At 38.8% G+C, this 24491-nt stretch carries 40 protein-coding genes, 1 tRNA gene and 1 pseudogene; 34 read left to right on the top strand and 8 right to left on the bottom strand.

Annotated elements, in window-relative coordinates; all coding sequences use genetic code 11:
- Positions 1-101: 101 nt before the first annotated feature.
- The 7 genes from HT696_RS01215 to HT696_RS01245 form a co-directional block, all read right to left on the bottom strand.
- Positions 102-1244: a site-specific integrase gene (locus HT696_RS01215; protein ID WP_173283083.1), complete on the bottom strand. Its 1143-nt coding sequence runs from the start codon at positions 1242-1244 to the stop codon at positions 102-104.
- A 159-nt stretch (positions 1245-1403) separates the two neighbouring features.
- Entirely contained in the window at positions 1404-1850 is a 447-nt protein-coding gene (locus tag HT696_RS01220) for a hypothetical protein (RefSeq protein WP_173283093.1), read from the bottom strand.
- Positions 1851-1867: 17 nt separating this feature from the next.
- Positions 1868-2938: a type I restriction endonuclease gene (locus HT696_RS01225; RefSeq protein WP_173283102.1), complete on the bottom strand. Its 1071-nt coding sequence runs from the start codon at positions 2936-2938 to the stop codon at positions 1868-1870.
- A gap of 16 nt (positions 2939-2954) precedes the next feature.
- On the bottom strand, positions 2955-3335 hold the full coding sequence (locus tag HT696_RS01230; protein WP_173283112.1) for an ImmA/IrrE family metallo-endopeptidase: 381 nt from the start codon (positions 3333-3335) through the stop codon (positions 2955-2957).
- Between the two features lie 12 nt (positions 3336-3347).
- Entirely contained in the window at positions 3348-3611 is a 264-nt protein-coding gene (locus HT696_RS01235; RefSeq protein WP_173283114.1) for a type II toxin-antitoxin system RelE/ParE family toxin, read from the bottom strand.
- Entirely contained in the window at positions 3611-3844 is a 234-nt protein-coding gene (locus HT696_RS01240) for a hypothetical protein (RefSeq protein WP_049512785.1), read from the bottom strand. The genes HT696_RS01235 and HT696_RS01240 overlap by 1 nt, the downstream gene beginning before the upstream one ends.
- Positions 3844-4212 (bottom strand): helix-turn-helix transcriptional regulator, encoded by a 369-nt coding sequence (locus HT696_RS01245; protein ID WP_173278859.1) that lies wholly within the window; start codon positions 4210-4212, stop codon positions 3844-3846. Before HT696_RS01245 ends, HT696_RS01240 begins: the two co-directional genes overlap by 1 nt.
- Before the next feature lie 300 nt (positions 4213-4512).
- Here HT696_RS01245 and HT696_RS01250 point away from each other — a divergent pair, with 300 nt between their 5' ends.
- The 3 genes from HT696_RS01250 to HT696_RS01260 all read left to right on the top strand — a co-directional run bounded on the left by HT696_RS01250 (position 4513) and on the right by HT696_RS01260 (position 5697).
- Positions 4513-4722: a helix-turn-helix transcriptional regulator gene (locus HT696_RS01250; protein WP_033686199.1), complete on the top strand. Its 210-nt coding sequence runs from the start codon at positions 4513-4515 to the stop codon at positions 4720-4722.
- 165 nt (positions 4723-4887) lie between these two features.
- Positions 4888-5154 (top strand): HTH domain-containing protein, encoded by a 267-nt coding sequence (locus tag HT696_RS01255; RefSeq protein ID WP_061369489.1) that lies wholly within the window; start codon positions 4888-4890, stop codon positions 5152-5154.
- Between the two features lie 189 nt (positions 5155-5343).
- The gene (locus tag HT696_RS01260) at positions 5344-5697 is read left to right on the top strand and encodes a hypothetical protein (protein WP_173283079.1); all 354 of its coding nucleotides are present in this window, start codon (positions 5344-5346) and stop codon (positions 5695-5697) included.
- Here the strand turns inward: HT696_RS01260 and HT696_RS01265 are convergent.
- Complete coding sequence (locus HT696_RS01265; RefSeq protein WP_173283116.1) at positions 5694-5894, bottom strand: KTSC domain-containing protein; 201 nt, start codon at positions 5892-5894, stop codon at positions 5694-5696. The genes HT696_RS01260 and HT696_RS01265 overlap by 4 nt on opposite strands.
- 199 nt (positions 5895-6093) lie before the next feature.
- Between HT696_RS01265 and HT696_RS01270 the strand changes: the two genes are divergently transcribed.
- From HT696_RS01270 to HT696_RS01420, 31 genes and pseudogenes are all read left to right on the top strand, one after another.
- Positions 6094-6282 (top strand): helix-turn-helix transcriptional regulator, encoded by a 189-nt coding sequence (locus HT696_RS01270; protein WP_156013059.1) that lies wholly within the window; start codon positions 6094-6096, stop codon positions 6280-6282.
- Between the two features lie 78 nt (positions 6283-6360).
- Positions 6361-6672, top strand: coding sequence for an excisionase (locus HT696_RS01275; protein ID WP_112444035.1), 312 nt, complete (start codon positions 6361-6363; stop codon positions 6670-6672).
- Positions 6673-6682: 10 nt separating this feature from the next.
- Positions 6683-7009 (top strand): hypothetical protein, encoded by a 327-nt coding sequence (locus tag HT696_RS01280; protein WP_173283118.1) that lies wholly within the window; start codon positions 6683-6685, stop codon positions 7007-7009.
- Between the two features lie 16 nt (positions 7010-7025).
- The gene (locus HT696_RS01285; RefSeq protein WP_173283121.1) at positions 7026-7169 is read left to right on the top strand and encodes a hypothetical protein; all 144 of its coding nucleotides are present in this window, start codon (positions 7026-7028) and stop codon (positions 7167-7169) included.
- 105 nt (positions 7170-7274) lie between these two features.
- Complete coding sequence (locus HT696_RS01290) at positions 7275-7454, top strand: hypothetical protein (protein WP_173283123.1); 180 nt, start codon at positions 7275-7277, stop codon at positions 7452-7454.
- Positions 7451-7636: a hypothetical protein gene (locus HT696_RS01295; RefSeq protein WP_000746960.1), complete on the top strand. Its 186-nt coding sequence runs from the start codon at positions 7451-7453 to the stop codon at positions 7634-7636. The genes HT696_RS01290 and HT696_RS01295 overlap by 4 nt, the downstream gene beginning before the upstream one ends.
- An 18-nt stretch (positions 7637-7654) precedes the next feature.
- Positions 7655-7792 (top strand): hypothetical protein, encoded by a 138-nt coding sequence (locus HT696_RS01300; RefSeq protein WP_173278841.1) that lies wholly within the window; start codon positions 7655-7657, stop codon positions 7790-7792.
- Between the two features lie 13 nt (positions 7793-7805).
- Complete coding sequence (locus HT696_RS01305; RefSeq protein WP_173283125.1) at positions 7806-8714, top strand: recombinase RecT; 909 nt, start codon at positions 7806-7808, stop codon at positions 8712-8714.
- Between the two features lies 1 nt (position 8715).
- Positions 8716-9897: a DUF1351 domain-containing protein gene (locus tag HT696_RS01310; protein ID WP_173283127.1), complete on the top strand. Its 1182-nt coding sequence runs from the start codon at positions 8716-8718 to the stop codon at positions 9895-9897.
- A complete protein-coding gene (locus HT696_RS01315) occupies positions 9894-10706 on the top strand; it encodes a PD-(D/E)XK nuclease-like domain-containing protein (RefSeq protein WP_173283129.1) in 813 nt (270 codons plus the stop codon). The genes HT696_RS01310 and HT696_RS01315 overlap by 4 nt, the downstream gene beginning before the upstream one ends.
- Positions 10706-10975, top strand: a complete 270-nt coding sequence (locus HT696_RS01320; protein ID WP_153192940.1) for a hypothetical protein — start codon at positions 10706-10708, stop codon at positions 10973-10975. Before HT696_RS01315 ends, HT696_RS01320 begins: the two co-directional genes overlap by 1 nt.
- 184 nt (positions 10976-11159) lie before the next feature.
- The gene (locus HT696_RS01325; RefSeq protein ID WP_153199852.1) at positions 11160-11492 is read left to right on the top strand and encodes a hypothetical protein; all 333 of its coding nucleotides are present in this window, start codon (positions 11160-11162) and stop codon (positions 11490-11492) included.
- Positions 11489-12004: a hypothetical protein gene (locus HT696_RS01330; RefSeq protein WP_173283131.1), complete on the top strand. Its 516-nt coding sequence runs from the start codon at positions 11489-11491 to the stop codon at positions 12002-12004. The genes HT696_RS01325 and HT696_RS01330 overlap by 4 nt, the downstream gene beginning before the upstream one ends.
- A 13-nt stretch (positions 12005-12017) precedes the next feature.
- Positions 12018-12551: a DUF1642 domain-containing protein gene (locus tag HT696_RS01335; protein WP_173283133.1), complete on the top strand. Its 534-nt coding sequence runs from the start codon at positions 12018-12020 to the stop codon at positions 12549-12551.
- Positions 12551-12889: a hypothetical protein gene (locus tag HT696_RS01340; RefSeq protein WP_173283135.1), complete on the top strand. Its 339-nt coding sequence runs from the start codon at positions 12551-12553 to the stop codon at positions 12887-12889. Before HT696_RS01335 ends, HT696_RS01340 begins: the two co-directional genes overlap by 1 nt.
- Before the next feature lie 150 nt (positions 12890-13039).
- Complete coding sequence (locus HT696_RS01345) at positions 13040-13204, top strand: hypothetical protein (protein WP_173283137.1); 165 nt, start codon at positions 13040-13042, stop codon at positions 13202-13204.
- Positions 13204-13350, top strand: coding sequence for a hypothetical protein (locus tag HT696_RS01350; RefSeq protein ID WP_173283139.1), 147 nt, complete (start codon positions 13204-13206; stop codon positions 13348-13350). The genes HT696_RS01345 and HT696_RS01350 overlap by 1 nt, the downstream gene beginning before the upstream one ends.
- Positions 13351-13559: 209 nt before the next feature.
- Entirely contained in the window at positions 13560-13820 is a 261-nt protein-coding gene (locus HT696_RS01355) for a DUF1372 family protein (protein ID WP_173283141.1), read from the top strand.
- Positions 13817-14491: a DNA methyltransferase gene (locus HT696_RS01360; RefSeq protein ID WP_173283143.1), complete on the top strand. Its 675-nt coding sequence runs from the start codon at positions 13817-13819 to the stop codon at positions 14489-14491. The genes HT696_RS01355 and HT696_RS01360 overlap by 4 nt, the downstream gene beginning before the upstream one ends.
- Positions 14492-14510: 19 nt before the next feature.
- Positions 14511-15128: pseudogene (locus HT696_RS01365) on the top strand (prohibitin family protein); the annotation flags it as partial.
- A gap of 74 nt (positions 15129-15202) precedes the next feature.
- Complete coding sequence (locus HT696_RS01370; protein ID WP_173283145.1) at positions 15203-15622, top strand: DUF1492 domain-containing protein; 420 nt, start codon at positions 15203-15205, stop codon at positions 15620-15622.
- A gap of 315 nt (positions 15623-15937) precedes the next feature.
- Positions 15938-16016: transfer RNA gene (locus HT696_RS01375), tRNA-OTHER, on the top strand.
- 87 nt (positions 16017-16103) lie between these two features.
- Positions 16104-17384 carry a DNA modification methylase gene (locus tag HT696_RS01380; RefSeq protein WP_188110382.1) on the top strand — a complete coding sequence of 427 codons (1281 nt, stop codon included), beginning with the start codon at positions 16104-16106 and terminating at the stop codon, positions 17382-17384.
- A gap of 29 nt (positions 17385-17413) precedes the next feature.
- A complete protein-coding gene (locus HT696_RS01385) occupies positions 17414-17875 on the top strand; it encodes a stress-induced protein (RefSeq protein WP_173283147.1) in 462 nt (153 codons plus the stop codon).
- A gap of 2 nt (positions 17876-17877) precedes the next feature.
- On the top strand, positions 17878-19143 hold the full coding sequence (locus tag HT696_RS01390; protein WP_173283223.1) for a PBSX family phage terminase large subunit: 1266 nt from the start codon (positions 17878-17880) through the stop codon (positions 19141-19143).
- Complete coding sequence (locus HT696_RS01395) at positions 19134-20549, top strand: phage portal protein (protein ID WP_173283149.1); 1416 nt, start codon at positions 19134-19136, stop codon at positions 20547-20549. Before HT696_RS01390 ends, HT696_RS01395 begins: the two co-directional genes overlap by 10 nt.
- On the top strand, positions 20530-22158 hold the full coding sequence (locus HT696_RS01400) for a minor capsid protein (protein ID WP_205380598.1): 1629 nt from the start codon (positions 20530-20532) through the stop codon (positions 22156-22158). Before HT696_RS01395 ends, HT696_RS01400 begins: the two co-directional genes overlap by 20 nt.
- Entirely contained in the window at positions 22139-22312 is a 174-nt protein-coding gene (locus tag HT696_RS01405; protein WP_173283151.1) for a hypothetical protein, read from the top strand. The genes HT696_RS01400 and HT696_RS01405 overlap by 20 nt, the downstream gene beginning before the upstream one ends.
- Positions 22313-22344: 32 nt before the next feature.
- Positions 22345-22608, top strand: coding sequence for a hypothetical protein (locus tag HT696_RS01410; protein ID WP_173283153.1), 264 nt, complete (start codon positions 22345-22347; stop codon positions 22606-22608).
- Positions 22609-22913: 305 nt separating this feature from the next.
- Positions 22914-23495, top strand: coding sequence for a phage scaffolding protein (locus HT696_RS01415; RefSeq protein WP_173283155.1), 582 nt, complete (start codon positions 22914-22916; stop codon positions 23493-23495).
- The gene (locus tag HT696_RS01420; protein ID WP_173283157.1) at positions 23495-24487 is read left to right on the top strand and encodes a major capsid protein; all 993 of its coding nucleotides are present in this window, start codon (positions 23495-23497) and stop codon (positions 24485-24487) included. Before HT696_RS01415 ends, HT696_RS01420 begins: the two co-directional genes overlap by 1 nt.
- Positions 24488-24491 lie beyond the last annotated feature (4 nt).

The following is a 24491-nucleotide window of genomic DNA, read 5'->3' on the forward strand; positions in this document are numbered from 1 at the left end:
ACGCTGTTAAATAATCAGCATTTGAAAAGCCTGTCATATCAAGCATTTGAGCTTGTGTGACAGGCTTTTCTTTTGCTTTTGGGGCATTTTTGGGGCATAGACTAATACTTTTCCATGACATCTGCTACCGTTGATTTCATTTGTTTTGTAATGTGAGTATATATTTGAGTGGTTGTTTTTGCATCGGAGTGCCCCACACGATCCATAATAGCTTTAAGAGGTACATTGTTTTCAGCAAGTCGACTTACTAGCGTGTGACGGAATATGTGGCTAGTAAGGTTTTTCTGGATTGGTGTTTCAAGTCTTTCATTAGCTTTCTTTAGAGCTAGATTAAAAGAGTTTGTTTGCAAAGGAACTCCATTTTTTGTTGTGAAAATGAAGCCCATATCTTTATAGCGAGGATTGGTATTCTTCTCCAGTTCATTCATGAACTCCATCTCTTCTAATATCTCTTTTTCACGGGTGGTCATGACGGTTTCGCGATAGGATGCCAGGGTTTTCGGTGAAGTTTTTTCACCTTTTTGATATCCATTCGTGTGGTCGTATGTTCCATGAAGCTGCAGGGTGTTAGATTCATAATCAACATTATGAGGTTCAATTCCTACGGCTTCCCCAATACGACAACCATTCAGGCTCATGAATTCAGAGAGTAGTCCGATTCGATAGGTGCTTGGCCTACGATACAACTCTTTCAGCAGTAGTTTGATTTCATCTTCTTCAAGATATTTCTGTCCTACCTTTTTCCAATCTTCTAATGTCTTTTGAACTCTTGGAAGCTTAGCTCTCCTAGCTGGATTATCCTTAATAATGCCAAGGTCTATTGCATAATCAAAAGCAAGATTTAGCATGGACTTATTTCGCTCTTTTTTATTCCTTGAGCAATCGAGTTTATCCAGGTATGATTGAACATATTTTGGGTCAATTTTAGAAACTTTGATACCAATTCCGAAGTCATCTTTTATCTCTTTGATATTTCCGCTTAATGAAGCGATAGAAGAACGTTTAATCTCTTGTTTGTAGAATGACCACCACTGGTCGAAAAGTTCCGTAAAAAGCATTTCTGAGCTTTCTAGTTCACTCAGAATATTTGCTATCTTTATTTCAAGTTGTTTCTGAGCTTCTTTTCGAATACGAGGAGTATCTTTTTCCATGAGAATCGATACTCTGGACCATTTTTCGGTGTAAGGATTTTTATATCTCTCAAAAAAATTTACTTTTCCGCTTTTATGTTGTTCTACCCACATTGATTTTCACCTCATTTCTTGATAAAATGGGTATAAGAAAACGACCTTTTGAATGGTTGTTTCTTATAGACGATATCCTCACACTCAAAATTTGGCGATGGCGAGTGTGGGGATTTTTTGTTTGACCTGTTTTCAAAATGAGAAAAGTTGACTTTTTCTCTACTCAAATCCTTTGAAGCTCTCTAGAATCTTATCTTTTGAGTCTGTAGCATTAAGCACTAAAACAACATAATTTCCGTAGATATAAGCAGGATGTCCGATTAACTCTTTTTCTTTCTTAGCTTCTTTAAACATTGGGTTTTTATCGTAGTATTCGTAAACCTCTACAGCAGTATCATCTTCTAAGATGAACCCTTTCCCTGATTCGGCTTGAATAAGACTAGCTTCTTTTGAGATTTCTTCTTTGATAGTAAAGCCGTTGCTTTCTAGTGCTTTTTTAAAATCGTCTAAGCTAGTAGCCTTTTTAGAAGCAGATTTGTCATTTGCTTTAGTTTGCTCTGTTTTTGGTTGTTCTACGCCATCTTTGGTAGCTGATTGGTTGTTAGAACATGCTACTAGGACGGTAGCAGAAAGCAAGATAGCGGATGTTGTTAGTAGTTTTTTCATGGGTGTTCTCCTTTATCTTATGCAAATTTTTCAATTACTTCTAGAATCTCATTGGCATAATTTGCGACTTCGAGGGGAGTAGATACTGGGAAGATGCCCTTATCACGAATTTCGATTGTGCTTTTCTTTGAATTTGAACGATAGCGTAATACCCATTTTTTGATATTATCATCAACTAAAACATTGAAATAGCTTCGGTTATCTCTGTAAAATACACGTTCTGGAGATACTACATCCTTAGCAAGCATTTTAACAACAGTATAGACTTCTAACTCAGCAGGAGTTGTGATAATTTCATCAGCTGCTTCAACAATCTCTTCAGGTTCAGCTTCAACTTTTGGAATATCGGTTGTTACTTTTGTTTCAACGCTTGTATTAAGTGCTGCACTTAATTTTTCATTAACTCTTTCTGTGATGAATTGATTAAATCCTTTCACGATGATAGGAGAAAATGTCGTTAAGATATTTTGAGTCACACGACCTTCATAGATTTCTGATGTTAGATATCTGAGGAAGCTATCTGAAGGTGTAGTGATGTTTTCAGTCAGAAACGCTTTAAGATTATTGAGGTATTTCAATTCAGAAGCTGATGAGACAATATTATCAATATTAAAATTCTCTTTGTGAAATTTGATAATCTCTGTGAATTGATTTTCTTTGATATCAGTCACATCGACTGTTAAGAATGGAGTTGTGTCCATTTTATTTGGTTCGTCTAAGTCAGTAAAGAATTTATATTCTCTTCCATTTGTCAAGATACCGAATTTTGATTTAGTTGTTACGAAATATCTGAATAGTTGAGAGTCATGTTTAGTGAGATTTTCAGTAATCGATTTACATTCAATCAGGATTTGAGGTTCGCCGTCCAAAATGATTGCATAGTCTACTTTCTCACCTTTTTTAATTCCTACATCTGCAGTAAACTCTGGGACAAACTCAAGAGGGTTGAATATGTCATACCCAAGCGCTTGAAAGAAAGGCATAATAAAGGCATTTTTGGTTTGCTCTTCATTCGTAATGCTTTGACTGAGGTCTGCTACACGTTTTCCGACTTGTTTTAAATCGGCTTTTACTTTATCAATTTCCATATTGATACTCCTTTTTTTAATTTACTAATGCTAAATACTCTTCTTTAACCATGATTTCATTTGTCATGGTTTTTAGATTGTAGTAAGACATGAATTTGAGGTAATCAAACTCTGTGGGGTCGTCTAAGTTTTCTAGTGCGTCTTTTACGAGATGATGGATCATATTTCTATCAGCTTCGTTTTCACAGCGTAGACGGGCGTTCTGGTACTCTGAGCGTGTGTGGTCTTTGTGTCCAAGTTCGTGTAGGGCGACTTGGATTTGTTGTTCAGGAGTCAAGTTGTGGTCAATAGCGAGTACGTTTGTGTCTGGATTGTAGAAACCGCTACTGTGCCAGTTTGAACCGTCGAAGAGACAAAGTTCTACTTGATATTCTTCGCAGAATTTAGCGAGTGTCATAGTTCTCCTTCGTTATTTATAAACATCTCTGCGGTGGGCGATTTCCACGGCTAGGACGACTAGTTTATCGTCTTGGATATCACAGATGATGCGGTAATTCTCTACTCTGTATCGCCAATAACCTGTAAGGTTGGCTTTTAATGCTTTTCCATGTTGTCGTGGATTGGTCGTGTTTTCAATGTTTTTAGCAAGCCAGGATAGGATTTGTTTTCTGGTTGGGGTATCTAGTTTTTTAAGTTGCTTGAGAGCTTTTTTATCAATATCTAGCCGATACATTAAGCAATATCCTCTCGAGTTAGTCCTAGTTCATCCAAGACCTCATCCATGGTATAAGTAACTGGGTCGGCTAAATACTCCATATAGGCTTGGTCGGCTGCTCGTGCGTCTTCGATATCTTCCATGAGTGCCATGAAGTCGTCAAAATCCATGGTCGTTGTGTCGATACCGTGTTTGTTTAGGTAGTCCGTGATGTAGGAATTTTTTTCTGTGAAGTTGATAGTGATAGTCATTAGCGTTCTCCTTTGCTTTTGAAGTGGGCGGATAGGACGGATGTGATGAAGTCGATATCATCTTCATTTAGTGGTTTCCCGTCAAATAACATAGTGTTGGCTGCTGCTTTGCGTAAGTCTATGATTTGTCCGTTTACTTGAGCGAATTCATCACTCCCAGCGATAGCAGGGTTATCCGTTCGTCCGAGCAGGTAGTCTGTGGATACGTTGAAGTAGTCGGCGATTTCTGAAATACGTTCAGTAGATGGTTTTGAATTTTTTAAATTATAAATGGTATTTCTACTGTAACCAAGTTTTTCTTCCAATGAATTTATTGAAAGTCCTTGCTTTTTGGCAAGTTCTTTAATTCTGTCAAATGTCTGAAACATTGATTTTTCAACCTTTCTGAGAATATGACAAAAAATATTTAATATTTCTCATTAAAACACTTGACAAAGTTAATGTGAAGTATTAAAATAGTTTTTGTAAGTTAATGAGTTAGTAAAAAACGAAGTTAAAACTTATCTAAAAAATAAATAGCTTTGGCGAGCGAATAAGTTGATAGATATAAGGTTTTATCAAGGTTTTTAATTATGCTTTCATTTTAATACTATACATTAATTTTGTCAAGCATTTTATAAAATAATTTACTAACTTTTTAACTTAACTGATTAAAAGGAGGAGGTCACATGAGCCAACAACATCTTAAATGGATTGAGCTTGTAAAAGAGCGAATTGAAAAACGTGGGTGGTCACAGACGGACTTGGCCATTGTTGTAGGTGTTAGTCCATCAGCCATCACGCAACTTTTCAAAGATGGTAAAGGAAGTGATGACTTGAAGCTTCGCATTAATAAAAAATTGCGAATCAGTGAGTCGTGGGAAAAGTTTGAAGAGTAAAGGAGAAAGAATGATTGAAAATAAGAGAAGAGAAAGGAGAGCGTATGACAGACTTTAAAAATTTAGATTGTCAATTCATCTTTCAGGAATCCAATCGATGATTATACAGCTGTTAGTAATAGCTTTATTAACGATCCTGCGCTAGATTTTACAGCTGTTGGCATTATGATGGTGGTGCTGGCTAATCACCCAAACTGGCAAGTCTATCCAGAAGAAATAGCTAAACGAAAAGGTGTTAGTCGAGACACAGTTGATAGCTACTTCAAAATATTAGAAAAAAATGGATACCTACGAATTGTAAAAAAAGGCATGGGACGTGGTAAAGGAGTTCGTGTTTTCAGATTTTTCTCAGATGTAAAAATATCCGATTTTCAATTTGAAATCATGAAACAGAGATTGAATGAAAGTATATCTAAGTTATCCACAGGCTAGAATTTACATTTCCGATTTTTACAAATCTGTATTTTACAAATCTGTATTTTACAAATCAGAAAATTTAGGCACTAATAAATATTAAATAACAACAAGTATTAACTAACAATAAATATTAAAAGACAACAAGTCCTACTTCTCTAAATAAATAAAAGAGAGGGTAGAAAAATAAATACAAAGGAGAAGGAAATGAGACCAATAGGATATCGGCTTAATGTTGGAGTTTCTGGTATTGAAAAATTCAAGGAAGCCTGTAAAGAAGTATCAAAAAAAGCCGAAGAATTGCAAGAAGCAATCGATCGACTTAGTGAGATTGAAGTCAAGATAACTGCCGATTGTGTTAGAAGTTCAAAAGCTGAAGAAACAACAAGTTATAAAGCTAATAAGTGTAAGCGACAGATGACAAACTTAGATAGATTGCTGGATCATGCTAAATACCTTAAAAAAAATGATTTTCATTCAAAGATTGTTATTTCAGCAGATGGAGTTTATTTAGAGCAAACAAAAGAGTTTCACCCACTTGATGAAACTCTACTGGATTAGCTTATTCGTGTGTAAGGATGGCGTTTAGACAGTCTATGAATATTAGAGCCTACAGATCCAATCAAGACAGAGCTGTACTCTGATTCACTAACATTATGGTAGTGATAAATACTACCGTTATTAAATTGAACTTCTAAGATTCCGTCCTGCCAACCAACACTACGAACATTAGTAGATGCAACATATTCTCTTTGCATGTTTTTCCTCCTTTCTATTAGAATTTTGACTAAAACGTGAGAGGTCCTAGCCACACTTTCATTGTATGATAAAAAACAATGTTTGTCAATATATGGTGTTTTTTCGAAAGATAAAGTCGCAAAAGGCACAATATGTTGTAAAAAGACATACAAAGAAATAAAAACTATAAAAATAAAGTCAGATAAGGAGGAAACAACCATGCTCTGGGAAAAAATATCTGAAAAACTTTCAGAGAAAAATTGGACAGTTTATAAACTTTGTTTAAAAGCTGGTGTTGGTACAGCTGGGATCTATCGTTTAAGGGATGGAGTGGTAAAAGATTTATATTTTGACACAGTTAAGAAAATCGCTGACGCATTAGAAATCAGCACAGATGAACTAAGATAAAACAAAAAAGCACCTGACGGCAATCAGGCGCATACTAAAAAAACTAACTAAATTATAACACGAAAGAGAGGAAATTGCATGCCGAAAACAGAAATTACTTATAAGCCAGTTGATGTGAACGAAAAAGCTACGCATGGTGATTACAAACATCTTTGTCAGAGGTGGGAAGGGTTGACTCCCGGGACTGCAAAAGTCTGGGCAGGTGAAATGCGAGAACATCCAGACTTCAAGCAGTTCATCGATAACCCAACTCATAAGATTGTATTTATCGATTACGAAGGATTTCGCATGTTCGTCAAATGGAAAAGTCGTAATCGCTATCGTACGAAGAAAGAAACTTTATCAGAAATGCTTGAGAATATCAAGAAAGAAAAACAATTTGGGGTATAGGAGAGAAGAAATGTTTGAACCACCATTAATTAATCAGCTTTTAGGAACTGGCGCAGTGATTTTGGGATTTATCAGCGCAGGAATCCTAGTTCATCAGTTGGAGAAGCAAAAAGAGGAAGAAAAACGACTTCAAGAAGAGTATGATACGCAAGTGATTAGAACTTGTAATGAATTGCTTGAAATGGGTCGTGAGATTGAAAGAGAACAAATCCGCAAGAACATTCGCAGAGATTTTCCAGGCTTCACATTTGACAACGAACCGCCTCAAGGATTGCGACCTGAGCCATTAGCCTTGCCAGAACCACGAAGATCACGCTATGCAAAGCGTTTTGGATAGAGCAAAGGAGACGCTGATGACTAGAATTGAACTTGAAAACCGTGTGTGGCTTTTGGCCAGCCATGAGGAAAAAAACGAATTGCTGGATCTCGGGCTAACATCCAAGGCCAGATATGTGAAACGAGTGTTGGAACTTGGAAAGGTGTATGCTCATGTTTGATTATGACAGAGATATGATGCAACCGCCTGAAGAACGAGAAGAACTTGACCCAAGCGAGTATGTGGATATCGGATGCGGTAGACGTCGATATGTGGGTGATGAAATATGATTGAAGAACTACTTGCAGAAATCGATAACTGGCGAGCTGAGTATATGCATCTTGGTATCGAGCTGGGGCAAATCATCAACGAACAACAGGACGTTATTTTGAAATTGCAAAACGAAAACAGACGTATAAAACGTGAGAATTGGAACCTTAAGAAGACGAAAGGAAGAAGAAAATGAAAAAACGATTATATTACAAAAAATGGAAACAAGAATTGAGAGAGGCAATGAGAGAAGAAATTGATGGCGATTATCTAACCGAGAAAATGGTTAGAAAAATGAGTATTAGCGATATGTCACACTATTTGAACCGATTAGCATTAGAAGAAGCTGGATACTGTGGAACAATGTTTAATTACTAAAAGAAGGATGGGAATAAAATGAGTTACGAACAAATATCAGAATCAACATATTTTCAAAATGTAGAACACTGGAACCGTTTTGCTAGAGAAGTTAGAGAATTTGGCGGTCTAGGAATTTGTGACGATGAAACAGGCGAAGAGCTTTACACAATTTAAGGAGAAAGACAAAATGACAAACGAACTAACACACAAACAATTTTTTAACTCACCAGCAGTAAAACAGAAGTTCTCAGAAGTGGTAAATGGGAATGGTCAGCAATTCGTGGCCAGTTTGCTTAGTATCGTAACAAATAACAACCTACTAGCTAAAGCTACCAATGAAAGCATCATGACCGCTGCAATGAAAGCTGCAGTCCTAAACCTGCCAATCGAGCCTAGCCTTGGTTATGCGTATATCGTACCTTACAAGAACCAGGCGCAGTTCCAAGTTGGATATAAAGGGTTGATCCAGCTTGCACAACGAAGCGGACAAGTCACACGTTTAAATGCTGGAGAGGTCTATGAAAGCCAGTATAAAGGGTTTAACCCACTTACTGAAGACCTTGAAGTGGACATGTCTGCTATGCCAAAAGAGAAAGAAAAAGTCGTTGGTTACTTTGCATTCATGCGATTGGCCAATGGTTTTGAAAAGACTGTCTTTTGGACCAAGGAACGAGTCCAAGCTCACGGTAAGAAGTACAGTCAATCATTCTCTAGCAAGTATAGCCCATGGCAGTCTGATTTTGATGCTATGGCTCGTAAAACTGTATTGAAGCACATGCTTTCAACCTATGCGCCACTTTCTACCGAATTGCAGGATGCGATTGTGGCAGACAACGCAGACAGTACAATTTCAAACAAGAACGAAATCAAAGACGTCACTCAAGAACCAGTTGCTGAAACATTGGACGGCATTCTTGGAGCTTCTGAAGAAGTGACTGAAAAACCAAAAAAAGAGGTTATCAACCAGGAGTTGACGACCACAGATACAAGCTACCCAGCAGATGAAGTTCCAGATTTTGATCAAGAAACGGGCGAAGTAATTGATAAGGAGCCAGAAAATGGTCAAATGGACATGCTAGAAGGGGAGGATTTCTAGAATGACTGAAGAATTGAAAGATGTAACAGATAGCCTAGAACTCGTTCCAGTGACAGATTTAGAAGTTGGCTTCGTCCTAAAGGCCGCCGAAATCGAAATCCAAGGAAAGGAAGTTTTAGAACAGGCTTTGGCCGCCTATCAAAAGAAATACGCTGGCTATATCGTGACAGAAGAAACTTTGTCAGATGATACTAAGGTTAAAGATGAATTGGGACGAGTGCAACGTCAAATTGAACAAGAACTCAAAAACCAACTGAAAGACTACTCTAATCCGTTGGACGAAGTGAAAGCATGGGTTAATGCTGTACTAGACCCTATCAAAACTTTGCAGATAGACATTAAAAATCAAATCAGGGAGTTTGAGGAGAGAGAGACAGAAGCTCGAAAGGAAACGGTCAGAGAAGCTTTTGAATCTGCAATCGCAGAAAGTGGAGTCGATCTTGACATCAAATTATTTGCTATTTATTTTGACGATTTCAGCAAGAAGAAGTGTTTTATGGCCGATAATGTGCGAATCAATCAAGCTACTTCTAAGATGATTGTCGGATTGGTTGCAGAAGAAGCTACTAAGAAGCAACAACGTGAAGCTGGACTTATCCAGATTACAGAAGCGGCAGCTAAAGCTGGTTTCGGACCTACTGTCTACATTCGCAGTTATGACCAGGGAGCGAAACTTGCTGATGTTTTGCAAGCAATTCTTGATGATAAGGCATTAGCTGAAAAAACTAAAGCGGAAACCGAACTAAAAAAGCGTATTGATGAAATGACTGCTATCGCGGTAGCTAAAGGTTTGAACCCTGAAAAGTACGTTGATTTGCTAAGAGAGGGTCGCTCTGCTTTGGATACTATCGATATCTTACATGCAGACGCAGATGAGCTTAGACGGACTAAAGCAGAAGCGGAACAAGATACTCAGGGTCAATTCTACGCCCAAAATCAGCCTGAATTTGGGTCAGAAAGCAGTTCAGGGGACAATCATACCCTAGAGCAAGAAACAGACCGAAAATCGCAAAATATGGTTTCTGAGGATGGCGTTAAAAAATATGGTTACAAATTTACTGTAGATTTAATTTTTCCAGCAGAGAACGCAAAGGAAACAAAGGAGCAATTTAAAGAATGGCTCAATGTTCATGGCGTTCAATTTAAGCCACAAACAAAATCAGTAAAGGTGGAGATGAAATGACAATGGACTTACTTGGAGAAGATTACTACTCAGCAGCTTCTGCACGTCAATACTGGTCTATCTCGCAATACAAGCGATTTAGAGAGTGCGAAGCACGGGCATTGGCAGAGCTAGAGGGAGAGTGGGAAGACCAACGAGATAACACAGCTCTTTTGGTTGGTAACATGGTTCACAGCTATTTTGAAAGCCCAGAAGCACACAAGAAGTTTATGGATGAAAATGCGGATGCCATGATTTCAAAAGCTGGTAAAACCAAAGGTCAGTTAAAATCTGACTTCTTAGTCGGCCAGCGAATGATTGAGCGACTGGAAGCTGACAAACAGTTCGTGGACTATTATGTCGGCCAGAAAGAGGTTGCTGTCACAGGCGAAATCGAAGGAGTGGAATTTAAAGGCAAGATTGACTGTCTCAATGTCGAAAAGGGCTATTTCGTAGACATTAAGACCACAAAATCAGACATTGACAGCATGGTCTGGGTTCAGGATGAAGCAAGCGGACGAAATATTCAAGTCCGCTGGTTCGAAGCTTGGGGATATATCTTGCAGATGGCAGCGTATAAGAAAATGCTAGAAGAGAAGTATGTCAAGGAGTTTACCCCTGTTATCTATGCTGTGACTAAAGAATCTACTCCTGATACCCGAGCGATTGTTTTTCAATCTCAGGAAAAACTTGATTACGAGTTATCTGAGTTATCTATGCTTATAAAGCGTCTTGACGATGTAAAAAAAGGGAAAGAAGAGGCAAAGCCATGCGGTCATTGTGAATACTGCAAAACGAAAGCGTTGAGTCAGCGTGTGGAGGTGGTCTGATGAGTAAACAAGTAAAAGACATACTAGAAACTCACGACACAGGTTGTCCTCATGGTATCACATTTGCAATACATCAAGATAAAGATGAGTGTATTGCTTTGTTTGGTCGTTCTGGTTGGCCCGGACTAAAACCTCGATTTATTCGTTGGAATGAAAGTGTTAAAAATCAAACAACATACAAAACTGAGGAATCCTTACTTAATGCCTATGTTTGTGATGTTAAAAAAACATCGGAAGATTTTATTGTCATTCAATTATTGCCCTTTTAAGAGGGGGAAATAATCAAAACCCAACTATTTCCATTTTGGAAACAACTCAAAAACCAACAAGCCGTGCATTCTTGTAAAACTGCGAACTAGAAAACGTCAGTAAGGGTCGTGTGACCTTGGACGAGCGACTGCCCGTATTTAGCCAATTATCACAAAGGCAGTCGCATTTTTTTGGAGAAAATAAATGCTAAACAAAATCGACATACCAGGAACAGATATCACACTTGAAATCGTGGACAAGACCATCACGATCACCAATAAAATTGAATATGATATGCAGATGCATTTTAGAAATACAGATGCAGATGCTTCTCTTGATACAAGTGGCGACGTGTTTGAGCCTCTCTACTGGTTAGATATTAAGGCGACACCTAAAATGCCGACAGAGTATCATACGAGCCTTGGAATCAAGAGAGAAAAGCGCCACTTGGCCGAACTTCAGAAGTTCTTTGAGTTTATTGAGAGTAATAAACGAAACCTATTTGATCTCTGTGGATTCAAGGGAGAACTGCAATGAAATCTCTGACATTATCGTTAGACATTTCAACTACTGCGACAGGCTGGGCCGTATTTCACGGCTCTGATCTTGTTCAGAGTGGTGTCTTAAAATATAAAAGTAAGTCTTTCTTTGAGCGTGGGCGATTCATGGCTAGTGAATTGCGAGCTATTCAATCGAGAGCGCTTCAGAAGTACGACTGCCATTTTGAGTCGATTGTGGTCGAGAAGAACTCAGTCATGGGACCAAATCAGCAGTCTATGATCAGCATTGGAATTGTGACAGGTATCATTCTTGGCCGACTGATTGCTGACAATGTGTACTTCGTGAACGTGTCGACTTGGCGCAAGTATTGGAAGTTTAGTTACAAGGACCGAAGTAAAAAGTCAATGAAGCTGCAGGCAGTTGCTAAGGTTGCGGATAAATTCGACCTTAACGTTAAAGACGATGAAGCTGACGCTATCCTGATTGGTTCATATTTTGTAAACCATGGCCAAGAATTTGGAAATCTGGAAAGCCACAAGGTGAGTTGAGGAGTTAGTGAAGATGAAACTTAAGGAATTGATTAAAGAATTTGAAGAAATCGGGATTCATGGTTTGAATATGTTTGGAACTGTAGTCAAAGGCATTCCGACCGAAACTGCAATTGATCTAATCAAACAACTAGACGAACCCAAACCGGTCAAAGTTCCGCAGTGTGTGGCAGATTGGTATTTATTGCACTATCACGACTTCAATAACAGTATTGTAAATCTCTGCATTAGACGGGAAGATTCAATAGACAATAACGATTTTTTAAAGTGGATATCGGATACAAAAGACTTTATTAAAATTCTCGTCAACATTCACCAATTCGGCTATGAAGTCGAGGAGGAGGAGCGGTATTATGTAAGATTCAAAGGGATGGAAAGCGATGATTTTAATTACTTAAACTTTATTAAATTTCAAAAAGCTTGGGTGTTGTCATCGTTAAAAATTGACAATAAATTTCGTACAGCACACACCCGTAAAGAACTGGAAGAAGCGGATTTCGGCTGGGTATTCGATTGCCCAGGTATTGAGATTGAGGAGGTTGAGTGATGAGTTATGATTTGGAAATCTTAGCGAAAATAGAGAGTGGAGATTATATTCGTATTGCTGAACCTAGATATAGTTCTCCGACCTACAATCTCGGGAAGATGTTTAGAATTGCTATGGATTGGGATTTCGACCAAGACACTACGTACAACATCGCTGATATTTTAGATAACATTCAACGCGGTATCTCTGAATTAGAACGGTACCCTGAAAAGTATGTGCAGTATGAACCTGAAAATAGATGGGGAACAGTCAGTGGTGCCTTAGAAGTTCTAAAGTCACTGAAAGAGTGTATTTTAGAACAAGATATTGATACGAAATATTTATATATGAGGTGGTAATATGAAACGACCAAACAGATACCCGTATACTAAAAATCAATGGGTTGAAGAAACCGTTGATCACTATACATATAAAAACGATATTTGCTATACAAGTCATATTTTAGAAAATAGACTTACTGGAGAAATTAAGGACAAGGAGGTGAAGTGATGGCAGATGAGCAAAATATTTTAGAGACACAATTGATTTTAGGTAAGCAAGTTTTAGAAATTGTATTGGATTTGCTAAAAGACGATTCAAAAACAGGGGTAGTTCTACCTTTAAACATAAATGACCATGAATTTACGATTACTGTAGAAAAAGAGGTGGAGTGATGGAATTTTTACTAACAAGCACAAGCGGGTGGGTTGAAAATCAAATTCCTAACGCCGTGATTAAAAAATACACAAAAATAGAAGTTAGAGGCTGTTCGACATTTGAAGAATTTGATAAGCGATTTTCTAGGATAGAAGGCAGTTGACTTTCTGAAGGAGTTAATCATAAAACGTCTAAAGGTCGAATACAAAGAGAATTCCCGAACAGTGCAGAGGGGCATTTTATCGAAATCAATTCGATAGAGGAGTTGCTAGAATTTCAGAAAAAAGTTGGAAACGAGCTAATAATTACTTCTGCTATTGATAATGAATCAATTCCAGCTATTGAAATTTACAATAATTACAGGGAGTGAACATGAAACGATTCATAGCTATCTGGATCTTGCTATCTGCTGGACTAAACATCTGGCAGAGTATCCACATAAAAAAACTAGAAGAAAAGAAGCCGATGGTTATCTACAAGGCGGATAACGCAGGAGCTGAGATTTTCGGTAAAGTCGTCGAGAAAGGACGACAGGGGAAGCTATACACGCTTACCATTCGTGACTACGGGGTGTTTGTTGTTACAAAGGACGTGTATGAGAAAGTGAAAGTAGGGGATGAGGTGATGTTATGAAATTATTTCTTCACGAAGATTGTATGGACGTCATGACAAGATATCCTGACAACTATTTTGATTTAGCTATTGTAGATCCTCCATATTTTTCTGGCCCAGAAAAAAGAGAATACTATGGTCGAAAAATCAGTCCGATTGGTGTCAATAGACTGTATGGCAAAACATCGGAGTGGAAAATTCCAAATAGAGATTATTTTGATGAGTTGTTTAGAGTTTCAAAAAATCAAATCATTTGGGGTGTGAACAACTTTGACTACTCTTTTGGACCTGGCCGTATCATTTGGGACAAAGTTAATGGCAAGTCAAGTTTCTCAGATTGTGAGATAGCATACTGCAGTTTACATGACAGCATACGTTTATTTCGATATATGTGGAATGGTATGATGCAAGGGAAGTCGATATCTGAAGGTCATATACAACAAGGGAATAAGGCCTTAAATGAGGTTAGAATCCATCCGACACAAAAACCGATAAGTCTTTATCTTTGGTTACTTCAAACTTACGCAAAAGAAGGAGACAAGATTCTTGATACTCATGTTGGTTCAGCAAGTAGTTTAATCGCTTGTCAAGAATTAGGTTTTGAATATGTAGGTTGCGAGTTAGATAGAGACATCTTTAATCTTGCTAAACAGAGACTTGATGTTTACGAGAAGAAAATAAAATTATTTTAGGAGTTACTATGACCACACTAGAAAATGTAAAACAATGGAGAAAATTACGACTCAGACTAAAGATGGTCAGTGGCTCAACACTAATATCGATGTGAAATATCGTGTCAATAAGGAAAAAGCCATGACGGTATTTTCTAATTACACAGACTTAGAAAACGTGAATAATAGCGTAGTATCTCCTGCTGTTCAGCGTGCTATAGAATCTGTAACAGGAAATTACGATATTTACGATATTCTCGGTAATAAGCGTACTGAAGTTTATGAAATGATTGATAAAGCTCTCAAAGAAAAATTTGAGTCTTACGATTTGGAGTTTGTTTCTTTCACGATTACAGATCAGGATGCTGGAGATGAAATTGAAGCAGCAATCAAAAATGAATCTGTAAAACAAAAAGAAATCGACACTGCAAAACAGGAGCAGGAAAAAGCTAAAGTTGAAGCCGATACCAAGAAAGTTCAAGCTCAAGCAGAAGCAGACGCAGGTATCATCAAAGCAGAAGGTGAAGCCAAGGCCAACAAAGCTAAGTCAGACTCAATCACAGATAATCTTATCCGGATGAAAGAAGCAGAAGCCAGAGAGAAGCATGGCTGGGTCACTGTTAACGGTGCAGGTAGTGTGATCACGAATAAAGAATAAAATAAAAAAGCCAAGGCACTCTCTGCCTCAGCTATAATCTCAATAATATTATTATATCACAAAGGAGATAGAGAGTGAACAAGGCTAAAGAGCTATTGAAAGAATTACAAGACCTTGACATGGACATCCAAAGCCGTATAGATGAAATCAATGAGCTTGAGGCAGGTTTGCTCTCAAGTCCTAAGTGGTCAAGTGTCAAAGTCCAAGGTGGACAGGCTAGAAGAGTTGATGATGTCTATACTCAGCTGGTAGTGATGAAAGAGGCTATAGAGCAGGATACTAAAGAGGTTATTAACAGAAAACTTGAATTAGGTCGAATGATCAACAGGCTTAAAAATCCAAAAAGCAGGTCTGTCCTTAGAATGACTTACATTACTAAGACTTACATTGAGGATATTTGCGACAATTTGAGAATTAGTAAGGCAACTTATTACAGATTGCGCAAACAGGCTGAGTCCGAACTAGAGGAGACAATCATAGACAAAGTGAGCTAAAGTGAATGCGCATGAAGTCTAAAATCTGTTAGAATGGTAGTGTCAAGAATTGAAAAGAGAGGTACCTGAAATCAGGGTGTCGTAAAGGCATTGAGGGGTCAAGTCCCTCCCTCTATTTCGTTCATTGACGTCTCCTTTATCTTTATTATATTTTTCCGAGGTTTCGGCCTCGTTTTGGCGGTGACAGGTAAGTGGTTTATTTCCTCTGTTCTCTAATCCTTCGGTTCGATTCCGGACATCGCCGTTAACGACTACAAAAAATAAATCAGAAAATTTATTTCTAATTAACAGGCAAGGTAGTAGTCGCCTTGCAGTTGGAACGTAGCTCAGTTGGTGGAGCGATATGACTATAAAGGGTCTGAAACGTAGGCAGGTTCGAGTCCTGTCGTTCCAATTTTTACAGAATTGGCTGTAAAAAACAAAGTCAAAGACTATATAACCCGAGAAACGCATATCTTTTGGATGTGTGTTTTTTGGTTTCTTGAGGAGGGAAACAGTGAAGATTGTTGATAAGCCGATTGAATGGCTAAGACCTTACGAAAATAACCCGAGGAACAATGAACAAGCAGTTGAAGCAGTGGCCAATTCTATAAAGGAATTTGGTTTTAAGGTTCCGATTGTCGCAACGATAGATGGAGAAATCGTAAACGGACACACAAGGTTTAAGGCAGCTAAGTTTTTAAAGTTAAAAACTGTACCAGTTCTTATTGCAGATGATTTGACAGAGGAACAGATTAAGGCATTTAGACTTGCTGATAATAAGACAGGGGAGCTTGCTGATTGGGACGTTGAACTACTTTATAGCGAATTAGATGAACTTACTGGTTTTGATATGACGATGTTTGGGTTCGAAGATATTGACTTTTCTTTAGATGATTTTGAAGAAGATGAAAAAGAGACGGGAGAAGAAGCCGATATCGATTCCGAAGAGAAGCCGAAAGTAGAGTACGGAGATATTTTTCAGCTAGGGCGACACCGTTTAATGTGTGGCGATAGCACATCTGCTGAAGATATGGCACGGTTAATTGATGGTGCGGTGATAGATTTATATGTTACAGACCCGCCCTACAACGTGGCCTATCAAGGAGGAACTGATGAAGCCATGACAATTATGAACGATAGCATGGATGATGTTAGTTTTAGACAGTTTCTAAGAGATGCGTTTGCGGTTGCAAACAACCACTTGAAACCAGGGGGAGCGTTCTATATCTGGCATGCAGATTCGGAAGGTTTAAATTTTAGAGCAGCAGTAAAAGAGACAGGTTGGCTACTGAAACAGTCCATTATCTGGGTCAAGAATGCTATTGTGTTAGGTCGTCAGGACTATCAATGGAAGCATGAACCCTGCCTATACGGTTGGAAAGACGGAGCGAGTCACTATTTTGTGGACAATCGCTCACTAGCTACTGTCATTGAAGAAGATGAAGAAAATCTAAAAGAAATGACAAAAAGCGAATTGATTTCTTACATCAAGACCATGCAGGATACATCTCCGACGACTGTCTTTTACGAGGATAAACCTGTTAGAAACGATATTCATCCGACGATGAAGCCTTTAAAGTTGATTGCTAGATGTGTTTTGAACTCAAGTAAGAAAGGTGACAAGATACTAGATAGCTTTAATGGCGGAGGTTCTACATTGATGGTGTGTGAACGTTCTGAAAGAGTTTGCTATGCAATGGAATTAGATCCTGTGTATGTAGAGCGGACGATTAAACGTTGGGAAGAAGAGACTGGACTTACCGCTGAAAAAGTAAGTTAAATTTATTTTTTTGATAAGGAAGTGAGGCGATGGCTAATGAGCAAAATTTGATAAAAAATTCAGAACGAACTCCGAGCGAACGCCGAGAAAATGCAAAAAAAGCAGGGGTGGCTTCTGGTAAAGCTAGAAGAAAAAAAGCAAACTTAAAAAAGGCTTTTGAAACGATTCTGCAAGCAGATGTGGCAAGTCCAAACGTTAAGAAGCAACTTGAGGATATGGGATTTGACACAACTAACGAAATGGCTTTAGCGATGGTTATGATGCAGAAGGCTATGAAAGGTAACGTTAGAGCGTTTGAACAAATCAGCAAGTTAACCACGACAGATGCGAAAGACTCACTTGATAAGAGAGAGCAAAAAGAACGCATTGAAGCGCTCAAGCTAGGAAACGAGAAGCTTAGAAAACAGATAGGAACATCAGAAGTTGACGTTAAAGACGACGGCTTTATTAAATCTCTAGAAGGGGTGGTTGAAGAAACTTGGCTAGATTAAGAATGCAAACCAATACATTCAAATTTCAACCTTTTAGCAAAAAGCAGAAGAAAGTGCTGACTTGGTGGCTTTGGAACTCTCCAGTTCATGAGTCAGAAGGCATTATTGCTGATGGTGCTATCCGTTCTGGCAAGACTGTTTCTATGAGTCTAGCTTTCGTTATCTGGGCGATGACATCATTCAACCATCAGAACTTTGCGATGTGTGGGAAGACAATTGGCTCTTTCAATCGTAACGTCCTAAAACTGTTGTTGGTTATGATACAGTCAAGGGGTTTTAGCTACGTCTATCATCGGACGGATAATTTGATAGAAATCTCAAAAGGCGACGTGTCAAATGATTTTTATATCTTTGGTGGTAAGGACGAAAGTTCGCAGGATCTTATTCAAGGTTTGACGCTAGCAGGAATCTTTTTCGATGAAGTGGCGCTTATGCCAGAGTCGTTTGTTAACCAGGGCACAGGGCGTTGCTCTGTGACAGGTTCCAAGTGGTGGTTTAACTGCAACCCAGACGGGCCTTATCATTGGTTTAAAGTCAATTGGATAGACAAAGCAGAAACAAAGAACATGCTTTATCTGCATTTTGACATGGACGATAACCTTTCTCTTTCAGAGAACATCAAGAAGCGTTACAGAAGTCAATATCAAGGTGTTTTCTATCAGCGATATATCCAAGGTCTTTGGACGGTTGCAGAAGGTATTATCTACGATATGTTCAGTAAGGATAAGCATGTTGTATCAACTTTGCCAGAAATGAGTAAACTGGGCAAATATGTTTCGGTCGACTACGGTACGCAGAATGCGACCGTTTTTCTTTTGTGGGAAAAAGATATCAATGGCAAGTATTACTTAACAAGGGAATACTACTATTCAGGTCGTGACGAGAACGTGCAGAAAACCAATGCTGAGTATGCTGATGATCTAACTGCTTGGCTAGGAGATACGAACATCGAACGAATCATTATTGACCCGTCTGCTGCTTCATTCATTGCTGAATTGAAGAAGCGAGGATATAAAATCAAAAAAGCTAGAAATAATGTTCTTGAAGGCATTCGTTTTGTTGGGTCTATGTTAGGCCAAGAGAAAATAGCAGTACATGAGAGTTGTGTGAATACGCTGAAAGAGTTCCACGCTTATGTCTGGGACGAGAAAGCTTCGGCAAACGGCGAGGACAAGCCTATCAAACAATTCGACCACGCAATGGACGCCCTGCGTTATTTCTGCTATACAGTATTATTCAAGTCAGGAGGTATGACTGTTTGGAAATAGAAGTAATTAAAAAAATAATCTCGTCGCAGATGGTTAAGCACGGAAAGTTTGTCTCACAAGCAGCTGAAGCCGAGAAATACTATCGTAACGAGAATGATATTAAACGAAAGCGTAAGCCTGCCGATAAAAAAGGAGCTGAGAACGAAGCGAAAGCAGAAGATAATGCCTTTCGTAATGCTGACAACCGTATTAGTCACAACTGGCACCAGTTATTGCTTGACCAGAAAAAGGCTTATGCGTTGACCTATCCGCCTACCTTCGATGTGGACGATAAAAAGGTAAATGATATGATCGTGGATGTCTTAGGAGACGATTATGAACGTATCAGCAAGCAGCTTTGTGTGAATGCAGGAAACGCTGGCATCGCTTGGCTTCATGTTTGGAAAGACGCTAGTGATAACTCGTTTAGATATGCTTGCGTGGACTCAAAAGAAGTGATACCAATCTACTCAAAGTCTTTGGATAAAAAGTTGATTGGGGTACTGCGAGTATACTCTAGTATTGATGAAACAGATGGTAAGAATTACACTGTTTACGAATACTGGAACGACAAAGAGTGCTCTTTCTATCGTCACGAAGAAAATAAGCCGCTGGAAGAATTAGAGACATTCCAGGCAATCTCTTTGGTTGATACCATGAATGGCGACCGCTCAAGTGACAATAGTTTCAAGCATGATTTTGGCCTTGTTCCTTTTATTCCATTCAAAAACAATGAAATCGAGACCAACGACTTGAAACCAATCAAAGACCTAGTTGATGTTTACGACAAGGTCTTTAGTGGGTTTGTCAATGACACAGACGATGTCCAAGAGGTTATCTTTGTTCTTACAAATTACGGTGGGCAGGACAAGCAAGAGTTTCTTGAAGATTTGAAACGCTACAAGATGATTAAGATGGACAACGATGGTATGGGAGACCAGTCAGGAGTTACAACCATTGCGATTGACATCCCAACAGAAGCTAGAAATCTGATTTTAGAGCGGACTAAGAAACAAATCTTTATCAGCGGCCAAGGGGTTAACCCTGAAACAGATAAACTAGGGAACAGTTCAGGCGTTGCTTTGAAGTTCCTTTACTCTCTTTTAGAGTTAAAAGCTGGGAATATGGAAACTCAGTTCAGAAGTGGATATGCCACGCTTGTCAAGATGATCTTGAAACATCTAGGGTTATCCGATAAACTCAAAATCAAGCAAACATGGACACGGAACTCAATCAATAACGATACAGAAATGGCTCAAGTAGTTTCTACTCTTGCAACTATCACATCAAGAGAGAACGTAGCTAAATCGAATCCAATTGTAGAAGATTGGCAGGATGAACTACGCTTGCAGAAAGCTGAACAAGAGGAACAATCTGAAAAACTCTACGACATGGAAGAGGTAGAGCATGAGTCGGAAACTGAATAAAAAAGAGAAGATTGCTTTCATCGAATCTCTTGATGACCTCAACCGAGAAGAGAAAGACAGATTGCTATATGAGCTGGCTCAGATTGACGACCTCAGCGAGATAATAGACTACATCGATAATTTATACCGCAGAACACTAAAACGCATTGCAGGTCGTTTAGAGTCGTTCGAGAGGGTATCTAAAAATCGTAGCGACTCATTACCATTTTATCTGTTATCCCTGACTAAGACTGACCAAATGAAAACCAAGCAAGAGATTGCTAGCTTTGTTAAGAAACATCCTGATTTAACAGAGTGGTCAAGGTCAATAAAGGTCAAAACAAATGCAGATGCCTTGTTTGCTGGTGTTGAGATGGATATCGCTGAAATGACTGGTAAAATCAATAAGCGAATAGAAACACACCTCAAACAAACCTACCAAGAAACTTACTTAAATCGTGCTTACAACTATCATAAACAGACCAAAAGAGAACCGAATTTCAAGCCTGAGCGTCTAGAAGAAGAGTATCTTCAAAAGGCAATTAACGAAAACTTCAAAGGTAAGCGGTTCTCTGAGCGTGTTTGGGGTAGCAATATGGACGAACTGGTCAGTAGAGTAGAGTCGCTTGTAACCAATGATTTAAACCGAGGCTATCCGATAGACCAGTCCAGTAAGCTTCTAGCCATTGAGTTCGAACGTGCTCGTAATCGTGCAGTGACGGTTTTACAGACGGAAACGAACGGCATTCAGGCTCAGGCAACGTTAGATGAATACCAAGACGACAATATTAAGAAGTACAGATATCTAGCGACCTTAGAGGTTCACACATGCCCTATTTGTGGTGAGTTGGACGGCAAGGTATTTCCTGTTAAGGATGCAGAAAAGGGTGTGAATTATCCTACTATGCACCCTCACTGTCGATGTACGACGGTTCCTGCCTTAGAAACAGGTGGGAAACGCTATGCAAGAGACATTGAAACAGGGAAAGGCTATGAGGTTGAAAGTGGTCAGACCTTCAAGGATTGGCGAAAACAGCAACTTGATAAATATGGTCAAACTGCTATCAAAGACAAGCTACAAGCTGAACGATTGGAAAAGGACAGAGTCCGCAGAACCAAGGAGCAGTTCATAGCTTATAGGCAGGTTTTAGGCTCTCAAAATATGCCCAAAACATTTGCAGGCTTCTATGATTTGAAGTATAATGATGTTAATAAGTTTGGTATGATTCAATTGGATTTTAAGCGTCAGAGTAGATTACAAAAAAATCCGCAACTAACACTACCTAATGTAGATAATATAATCATAAGTGAGAAGAAATTTACTCATTATCTTTTCAATCCTGATAGACCAAAAGGTTTTGCTAAAGGTAAGAATATTACACATCTTTTAGGATATGACTTGAACAATTATCGGGAGATGATTGAAGAAATATCAAATAGAGCGCCTAAATATCCAACGAAAGCAAAAACGAAAGATGAACACGGGCATAGATATGAGCAAAAAATGGTAATGTATGGTATAAAGAACAATCCTGTAAATGTTATTGTTGCATGGAATGTTACTGAAGAAGGTACCCACCTTACGTCTGCTTATATCAAGGAGGTTTCTGATGAAGATAGAAGAATTTGATACAGTGATTTTAAAAAATGGGCAATCTGCAGCAATTGTCGAAAAGCTAAGCGAAGATACTTTTATTGCTGATATAGGTGATTCACCCAAGGACTGGGATACCATAACAATTACAATCAACGAAATAGAAAAAGTAGCACCTAGAGAAATCTAAGTGCTTTTCTTATGTTCAGAAAGGAGCAAGAAATGAAATACCGTAAAAAACCAGTAGTGATTGAAGCTGTGCAGTTTTTAGATACAGAAGAATCAATTTTGGAGTTATCAGAATTAGGATTAGATCCAGTTCGTGTTGATTATGCTGATTTGGATAATCCAGTTCTAAAAATAGAAACGCTTGAAGGATTGATGGTTGCAACAGAAGGTGACTACATTATCAAAGGTGTACAAGGTGAATTTTATCCATGTAAACCTGACATTTTTAAAGAAACATACGAAAATGTAGAGGAGTAAAAATATGTTTATCTGGGATTGGGTATCAATCGCTTTTGGGTGGTTGGTATTTTTGTTCTTGATGCTGTTTATCATAGCATTTGTAAAACAAGTAATCAAAGAAATTAAAAAATAATCTAACCGCATCGAAATCGAGGCGGTTTTCTTATGCTCTAACCGTATGGAATCCCGTACGGTTTTCTTTTCGCCCTGGGCATGGCGTTAAAAGGTTCAAACATTGGACAAGTCCGTAGTCCTAACAAAAGCGGAGCGACTGGTGATGGAGAACACCTAAAAAGCCTAGCGTAGAGGAAAGGATTTTCAAAATGAAAAAAGAACAACTGGCAAACATCGGCTTAACTGAAGACCAAATTTCTCAAGTCTTCGCTTTGCATGGTGTGGATATCCAAAAGTTAAAGGATGATGTGGCAAGTAAAGATAGCGAATTGGAGAGCGTGCGTGGACAGCTGACACAACGTGACCAAGACTTGAATGATTTGAAGAAAAAAGGCGCAGATGTTGAAGATATTCAGCAAAAGCTAGAGGACTTACAAGCTAAGTACAAGCAAGATACAGAAGCGCTTGAAATGAAACTAGCAGATGAGAACAAATCTCGCTTAATCGATGCTGAGTTGACAAAAGCTGGCGTTCGAGACGCAGAAATTTTTGAAAAAATCTTAAACAAAGACGAAATCTCTGTAAAAGATGGCAAATTGATTGGCTTGACTGATCAAATCGAGGCTCAGCGTGCTAAGAGTCCATATCTATTTAACGGGGAGAAACAAGCCCAATACACGCCAAATCAAGGCGATGGGCAAGGTGCTAATTTAGGGAATTGGGAAACTGCCATGAGCAATCCCGACGTCAACCTAACTCAATTTTTAGAACAACAAGGAGAAAATAACTAATGGCTAATGAAATTACAAAAATTCTAGACACGATTACACCTCAACAGTACAATGCCTACATGCAACAGTACACGGCTGCTAAATCTGCTTTCGTTCAAAGTGGTATCGCAGTATCAGATGAGCGTGTCTCTAAAAACATTACATCTGGTGGTCTTTTGGTCAACATGCCTTTCTGGAATGACCTTACTGGTGATTCTGAGGTTCTCGGAAATGGCGACAAAGCCCTAGAAACTGGGAAAATTACTGCTGGAGCAGACATTGCCTGCGTTCTTTATCGTGGACGTGGTTGGGCTGCCAACGAATTGACTGGTATTGTAGCTGGTTCTGACCCAGTACGTGCTATCTTGAACCGTATCGGTGCTTATTGGCTACGTGAAGACCAAAAAGCCTTGATTGCTACCTTGAATGGTATCTTTGCTACTGGTACCGGTGGAGAGAAAGGTGCGCTTGAAGAAACTCACGTATCAGACCAATCAAAAGCGTCTACTGGTATCGATGCAGCTATGGTACTTGACGCCAAACAATTGCTTGGAGATTCTGCTGATCAAGTTACTGCTATTGCTATGAACTCAGCGGTTTACACTAAACTACAAAAAGACAACTTGATTCAATACATCCAGCCAACAACTGCGACTATCAACATTCCAACCTACCTTGGTTACCGTGTCATTATCGATGATGGCATTAAACCGACAGGAGATGTTTATACATCATACCTTTTCCGCACGGGTTCAATCGGCCTTAATACAGGAAATCCATCAGGATTGACTACGTTTGAAACTTCTCGTGAAGCTGCTAAAGGCAACGACATGATTTACACTCGCCGTGCCCTTGTTATGCACCCATACGGTGTGAAATGGACTGGCGCAGAAGTGGATGCTGGAAACATCACTCCATCAAACACTGACTTGGCTAAATTCAAAAACTGGCAACGTGTTTATGAGCCTAAGAACATCGGTATTATCGCTTTGAAACACAAAATTGGCAAATAGATTG

Source organism: Streptococcus sp. 9903, assembly GCF_013276625.1.
GTDB lineage: Bacteria > Bacillota > Bacilli > Lactobacillales > Streptococcaceae > Streptococcus.

Excerpts from the sequence above, each read along its gene's own strand:
- HT696_RS01355 (WP_173283141.1), top strand. The coding sequence starts at position 13,560 with ATGAAACGATTCATAGCTATCTGGATCTTGCTATCTGCTGGACTAAAC.
- HT696_RS01340 (WP_173283135.1), top strand. The coding sequence starts at position 12,551 with ATGAGTTATGATTTGGAAATCTTAGCGAAAATAGAGAGTGGAGATTAT.
- HT696_RS01360 (WP_173283143.1), top strand. The coding sequence starts at position 13,817 with ATGAAATTATTTCTTCACGAAGATTGTATGGACGTCATGACAAGATAT.
- HT696_RS01350 (WP_173283139.1), top strand. The coding sequence starts at position 13,204 with ATGGAATTTTTACTAACAAGCACAAGCGGGTGGGTTGAAAATCAAATT.
- HT696_RS01315 (WP_173283129.1), top strand. The coding sequence starts at position 9,894 with ATGACAATGGACTTACTTGGAGAAGATTACTACTCAGCAGCTTCTGCA.
- HT696_RS01385 (WP_173283147.1), top strand. The coding sequence starts at position 17,414 with ATGGCTAATGAGCAAAATTTGATAAAAAATTCAGAACGAACTCCGAGC.
- HT696_RS01260 (WP_173283079.1), top strand. The coding sequence starts at position 5,344 with ATGAGACCAATAGGATATCGGCTTAATGTTGGAGTTTCTGGTATTGAA.
- HT696_RS01310 (WP_173283127.1), top strand. The coding sequence starts at position 8,716 with ATGACTGAAGAATTGAAAGATGTAACAGATAGCCTAGAACTCGTTCCA.
- HT696_RS01335 (WP_173283133.1), top strand. The coding sequence starts at position 12,018 with ATGAAACTTAAGGAATTGATTAAAGAATTTGAAGAAATCGGGATTCAT.
- HT696_RS01255 (WP_061369489.1), top strand. The coding sequence starts at position 4,888 with ATGATGGTGGTGCTGGCTAATCACCCAAACTGGCAAGTCTATCCAGAA.
- HT696_RS01320 (WP_153192940.1), top strand. The coding sequence starts at position 10,706 with ATGAGTAAACAAGTAAAAGACATACTAGAAACTCACGACACAGGTTGT.
- HT696_RS01390 (WP_173283223.1), top strand. The coding sequence starts at position 17,878 with ATGCAAACCAATACATTCAAATTTCAACCTTTTAGCAAAAAGCAGAAG.
- HT696_RS01245 (WP_173278859.1), bottom strand. The coding sequence starts at position 4,212 with ATGTTTCAGACATTTGACAGAATTAAAGAACTTGCCAAAAAGCAAGGA.
- HT696_RS01420 (WP_173283157.1), top strand. The coding sequence starts at position 23,495 with ATGGCTAATGAAATTACAAAAATTCTAGACACGATTACACCTCAACAG.
- HT696_RS01275 (WP_112444035.1), top strand. The coding sequence starts at position 6,361 with ATGCCGAAAACAGAAATTACTTATAAGCCAGTTGATGTGAACGAAAAA.
- HT696_RS01220 (WP_173283093.1), bottom strand. The coding sequence starts at position 1,850 with ATGAAAAAACTACTAACAACATCCGCTATCTTGCTTTCTGCTACCGTC.
- HT696_RS01300 (WP_173278841.1), top strand. The coding sequence starts at position 7,655 with ATGAGTTACGAACAAATATCAGAATCAACATATTTTCAAAATGTAGAA.
- HT696_RS01400 (WP_205380598.1), top strand. The coding sequence starts at position 20,530 with ATGAGTCGGAAACTGAATAAAAAAGAGAAGATTGCTTTCATCGAATCT.
- HT696_RS01290 (WP_173283123.1), top strand. The coding sequence starts at position 7,275 with ATGATTGAAGAACTACTTGCAGAAATCGATAACTGGCGAGCTGAGTAT.
- HT696_RS01225 (WP_173283102.1), bottom strand. The coding sequence starts at position 2,938 with ATGGAAATTGATAAAGTAAAAGCCGATTTAAAACAAGTCGGAAAACGT.
- HT696_RS01270 (WP_156013059.1), top strand. The coding sequence starts at position 6,094 with ATGCTCTGGGAAAAAATATCTGAAAAACTTTCAGAGAAAAATTGGACA.
- HT696_RS01250 (WP_033686199.1), top strand. The coding sequence starts at position 4,513 with ATGAGCCAACAACATCTTAAATGGATTGAGCTTGTAAAAGAGCGAATT.
- HT696_RS01265 (WP_173283116.1), bottom strand. The coding sequence starts at position 5,894 with ATGCAAAGAGAATATGTTGCATCTACTAATGTTCGTAGTGTTGGTTGG.
- HT696_RS01240 (WP_049512785.1), bottom strand. The coding sequence starts at position 3,844 with ATGACTATCACTATCAACTTCACAGAAAAAAATTCCTACATCACGGAC.
- HT696_RS01325 (WP_153199852.1), top strand. The coding sequence starts at position 11,160 with ATGCTAAACAAAATCGACATACCAGGAACAGATATCACACTTGAAATC.
- HT696_RS01330 (WP_173283131.1), top strand. The coding sequence starts at position 11,489 with ATGAAATCTCTGACATTATCGTTAGACATTTCAACTACTGCGACAGGC.
- HT696_RS01235 (WP_173283114.1), bottom strand. The coding sequence starts at position 3,611 with ATGTATCGGCTAGATATTGATAAAAAAGCTCTCAAGCAACTTAAAAAA.
- HT696_RS01410 (WP_173283153.1), top strand. The coding sequence starts at position 22,345 with ATGAAATACCGTAAAAAACCAGTAGTGATTGAAGCTGTGCAGTTTTTA.
- HT696_RS01295 (WP_000746960.1), top strand. The coding sequence starts at position 7,451 with ATGAAAAAACGATTATATTACAAAAAATGGAAACAAGAATTGAGAGAG.
- HT696_RS01405 (WP_173283151.1), top strand. The coding sequence starts at position 22,139 with ATGAAGATAGAAGAATTTGATACAGTGATTTTAAAAAATGGGCAATCT.
- HT696_RS01215 (WP_173283083.1), bottom strand. The coding sequence starts at position 1,244 with ATGTGGGTAGAACAACATAAAAGCGGAAAAGTAAATTTTTTTGAGAGA.
- HT696_RS01305 (WP_173283125.1), top strand. The coding sequence starts at position 7,806 with ATGACAAACGAACTAACACACAAACAATTTTTTAACTCACCAGCAGTA.
- HT696_RS01230 (WP_173283112.1), bottom strand. The coding sequence starts at position 3,335 with ATGACACTCGCTAAATTCTGCGAAGAATATCAAGTAGAACTTTGTCTC.
- HT696_RS01280 (WP_173283118.1), top strand. The coding sequence starts at position 6,683 with ATGTTTGAACCACCATTAATTAATCAGCTTTTAGGAACTGGCGCAGTG.
- HT696_RS01285 (WP_173283121.1), top strand. The coding sequence starts at position 7,026 with ATGACTAGAATTGAACTTGAAAACCGTGTGTGGCTTTTGGCCAGCCAT.
- HT696_RS01415 (WP_173283155.1), top strand. The coding sequence starts at position 22,914 with ATGAAAAAAGAACAACTGGCAAACATCGGCTTAACTGAAGACCAAATT.
- HT696_RS01345 (WP_173283137.1), top strand. The coding sequence starts at position 13,040 with ATGGCAGATGAGCAAAATATTTTAGAGACACAATTGATTTTAGGTAAG.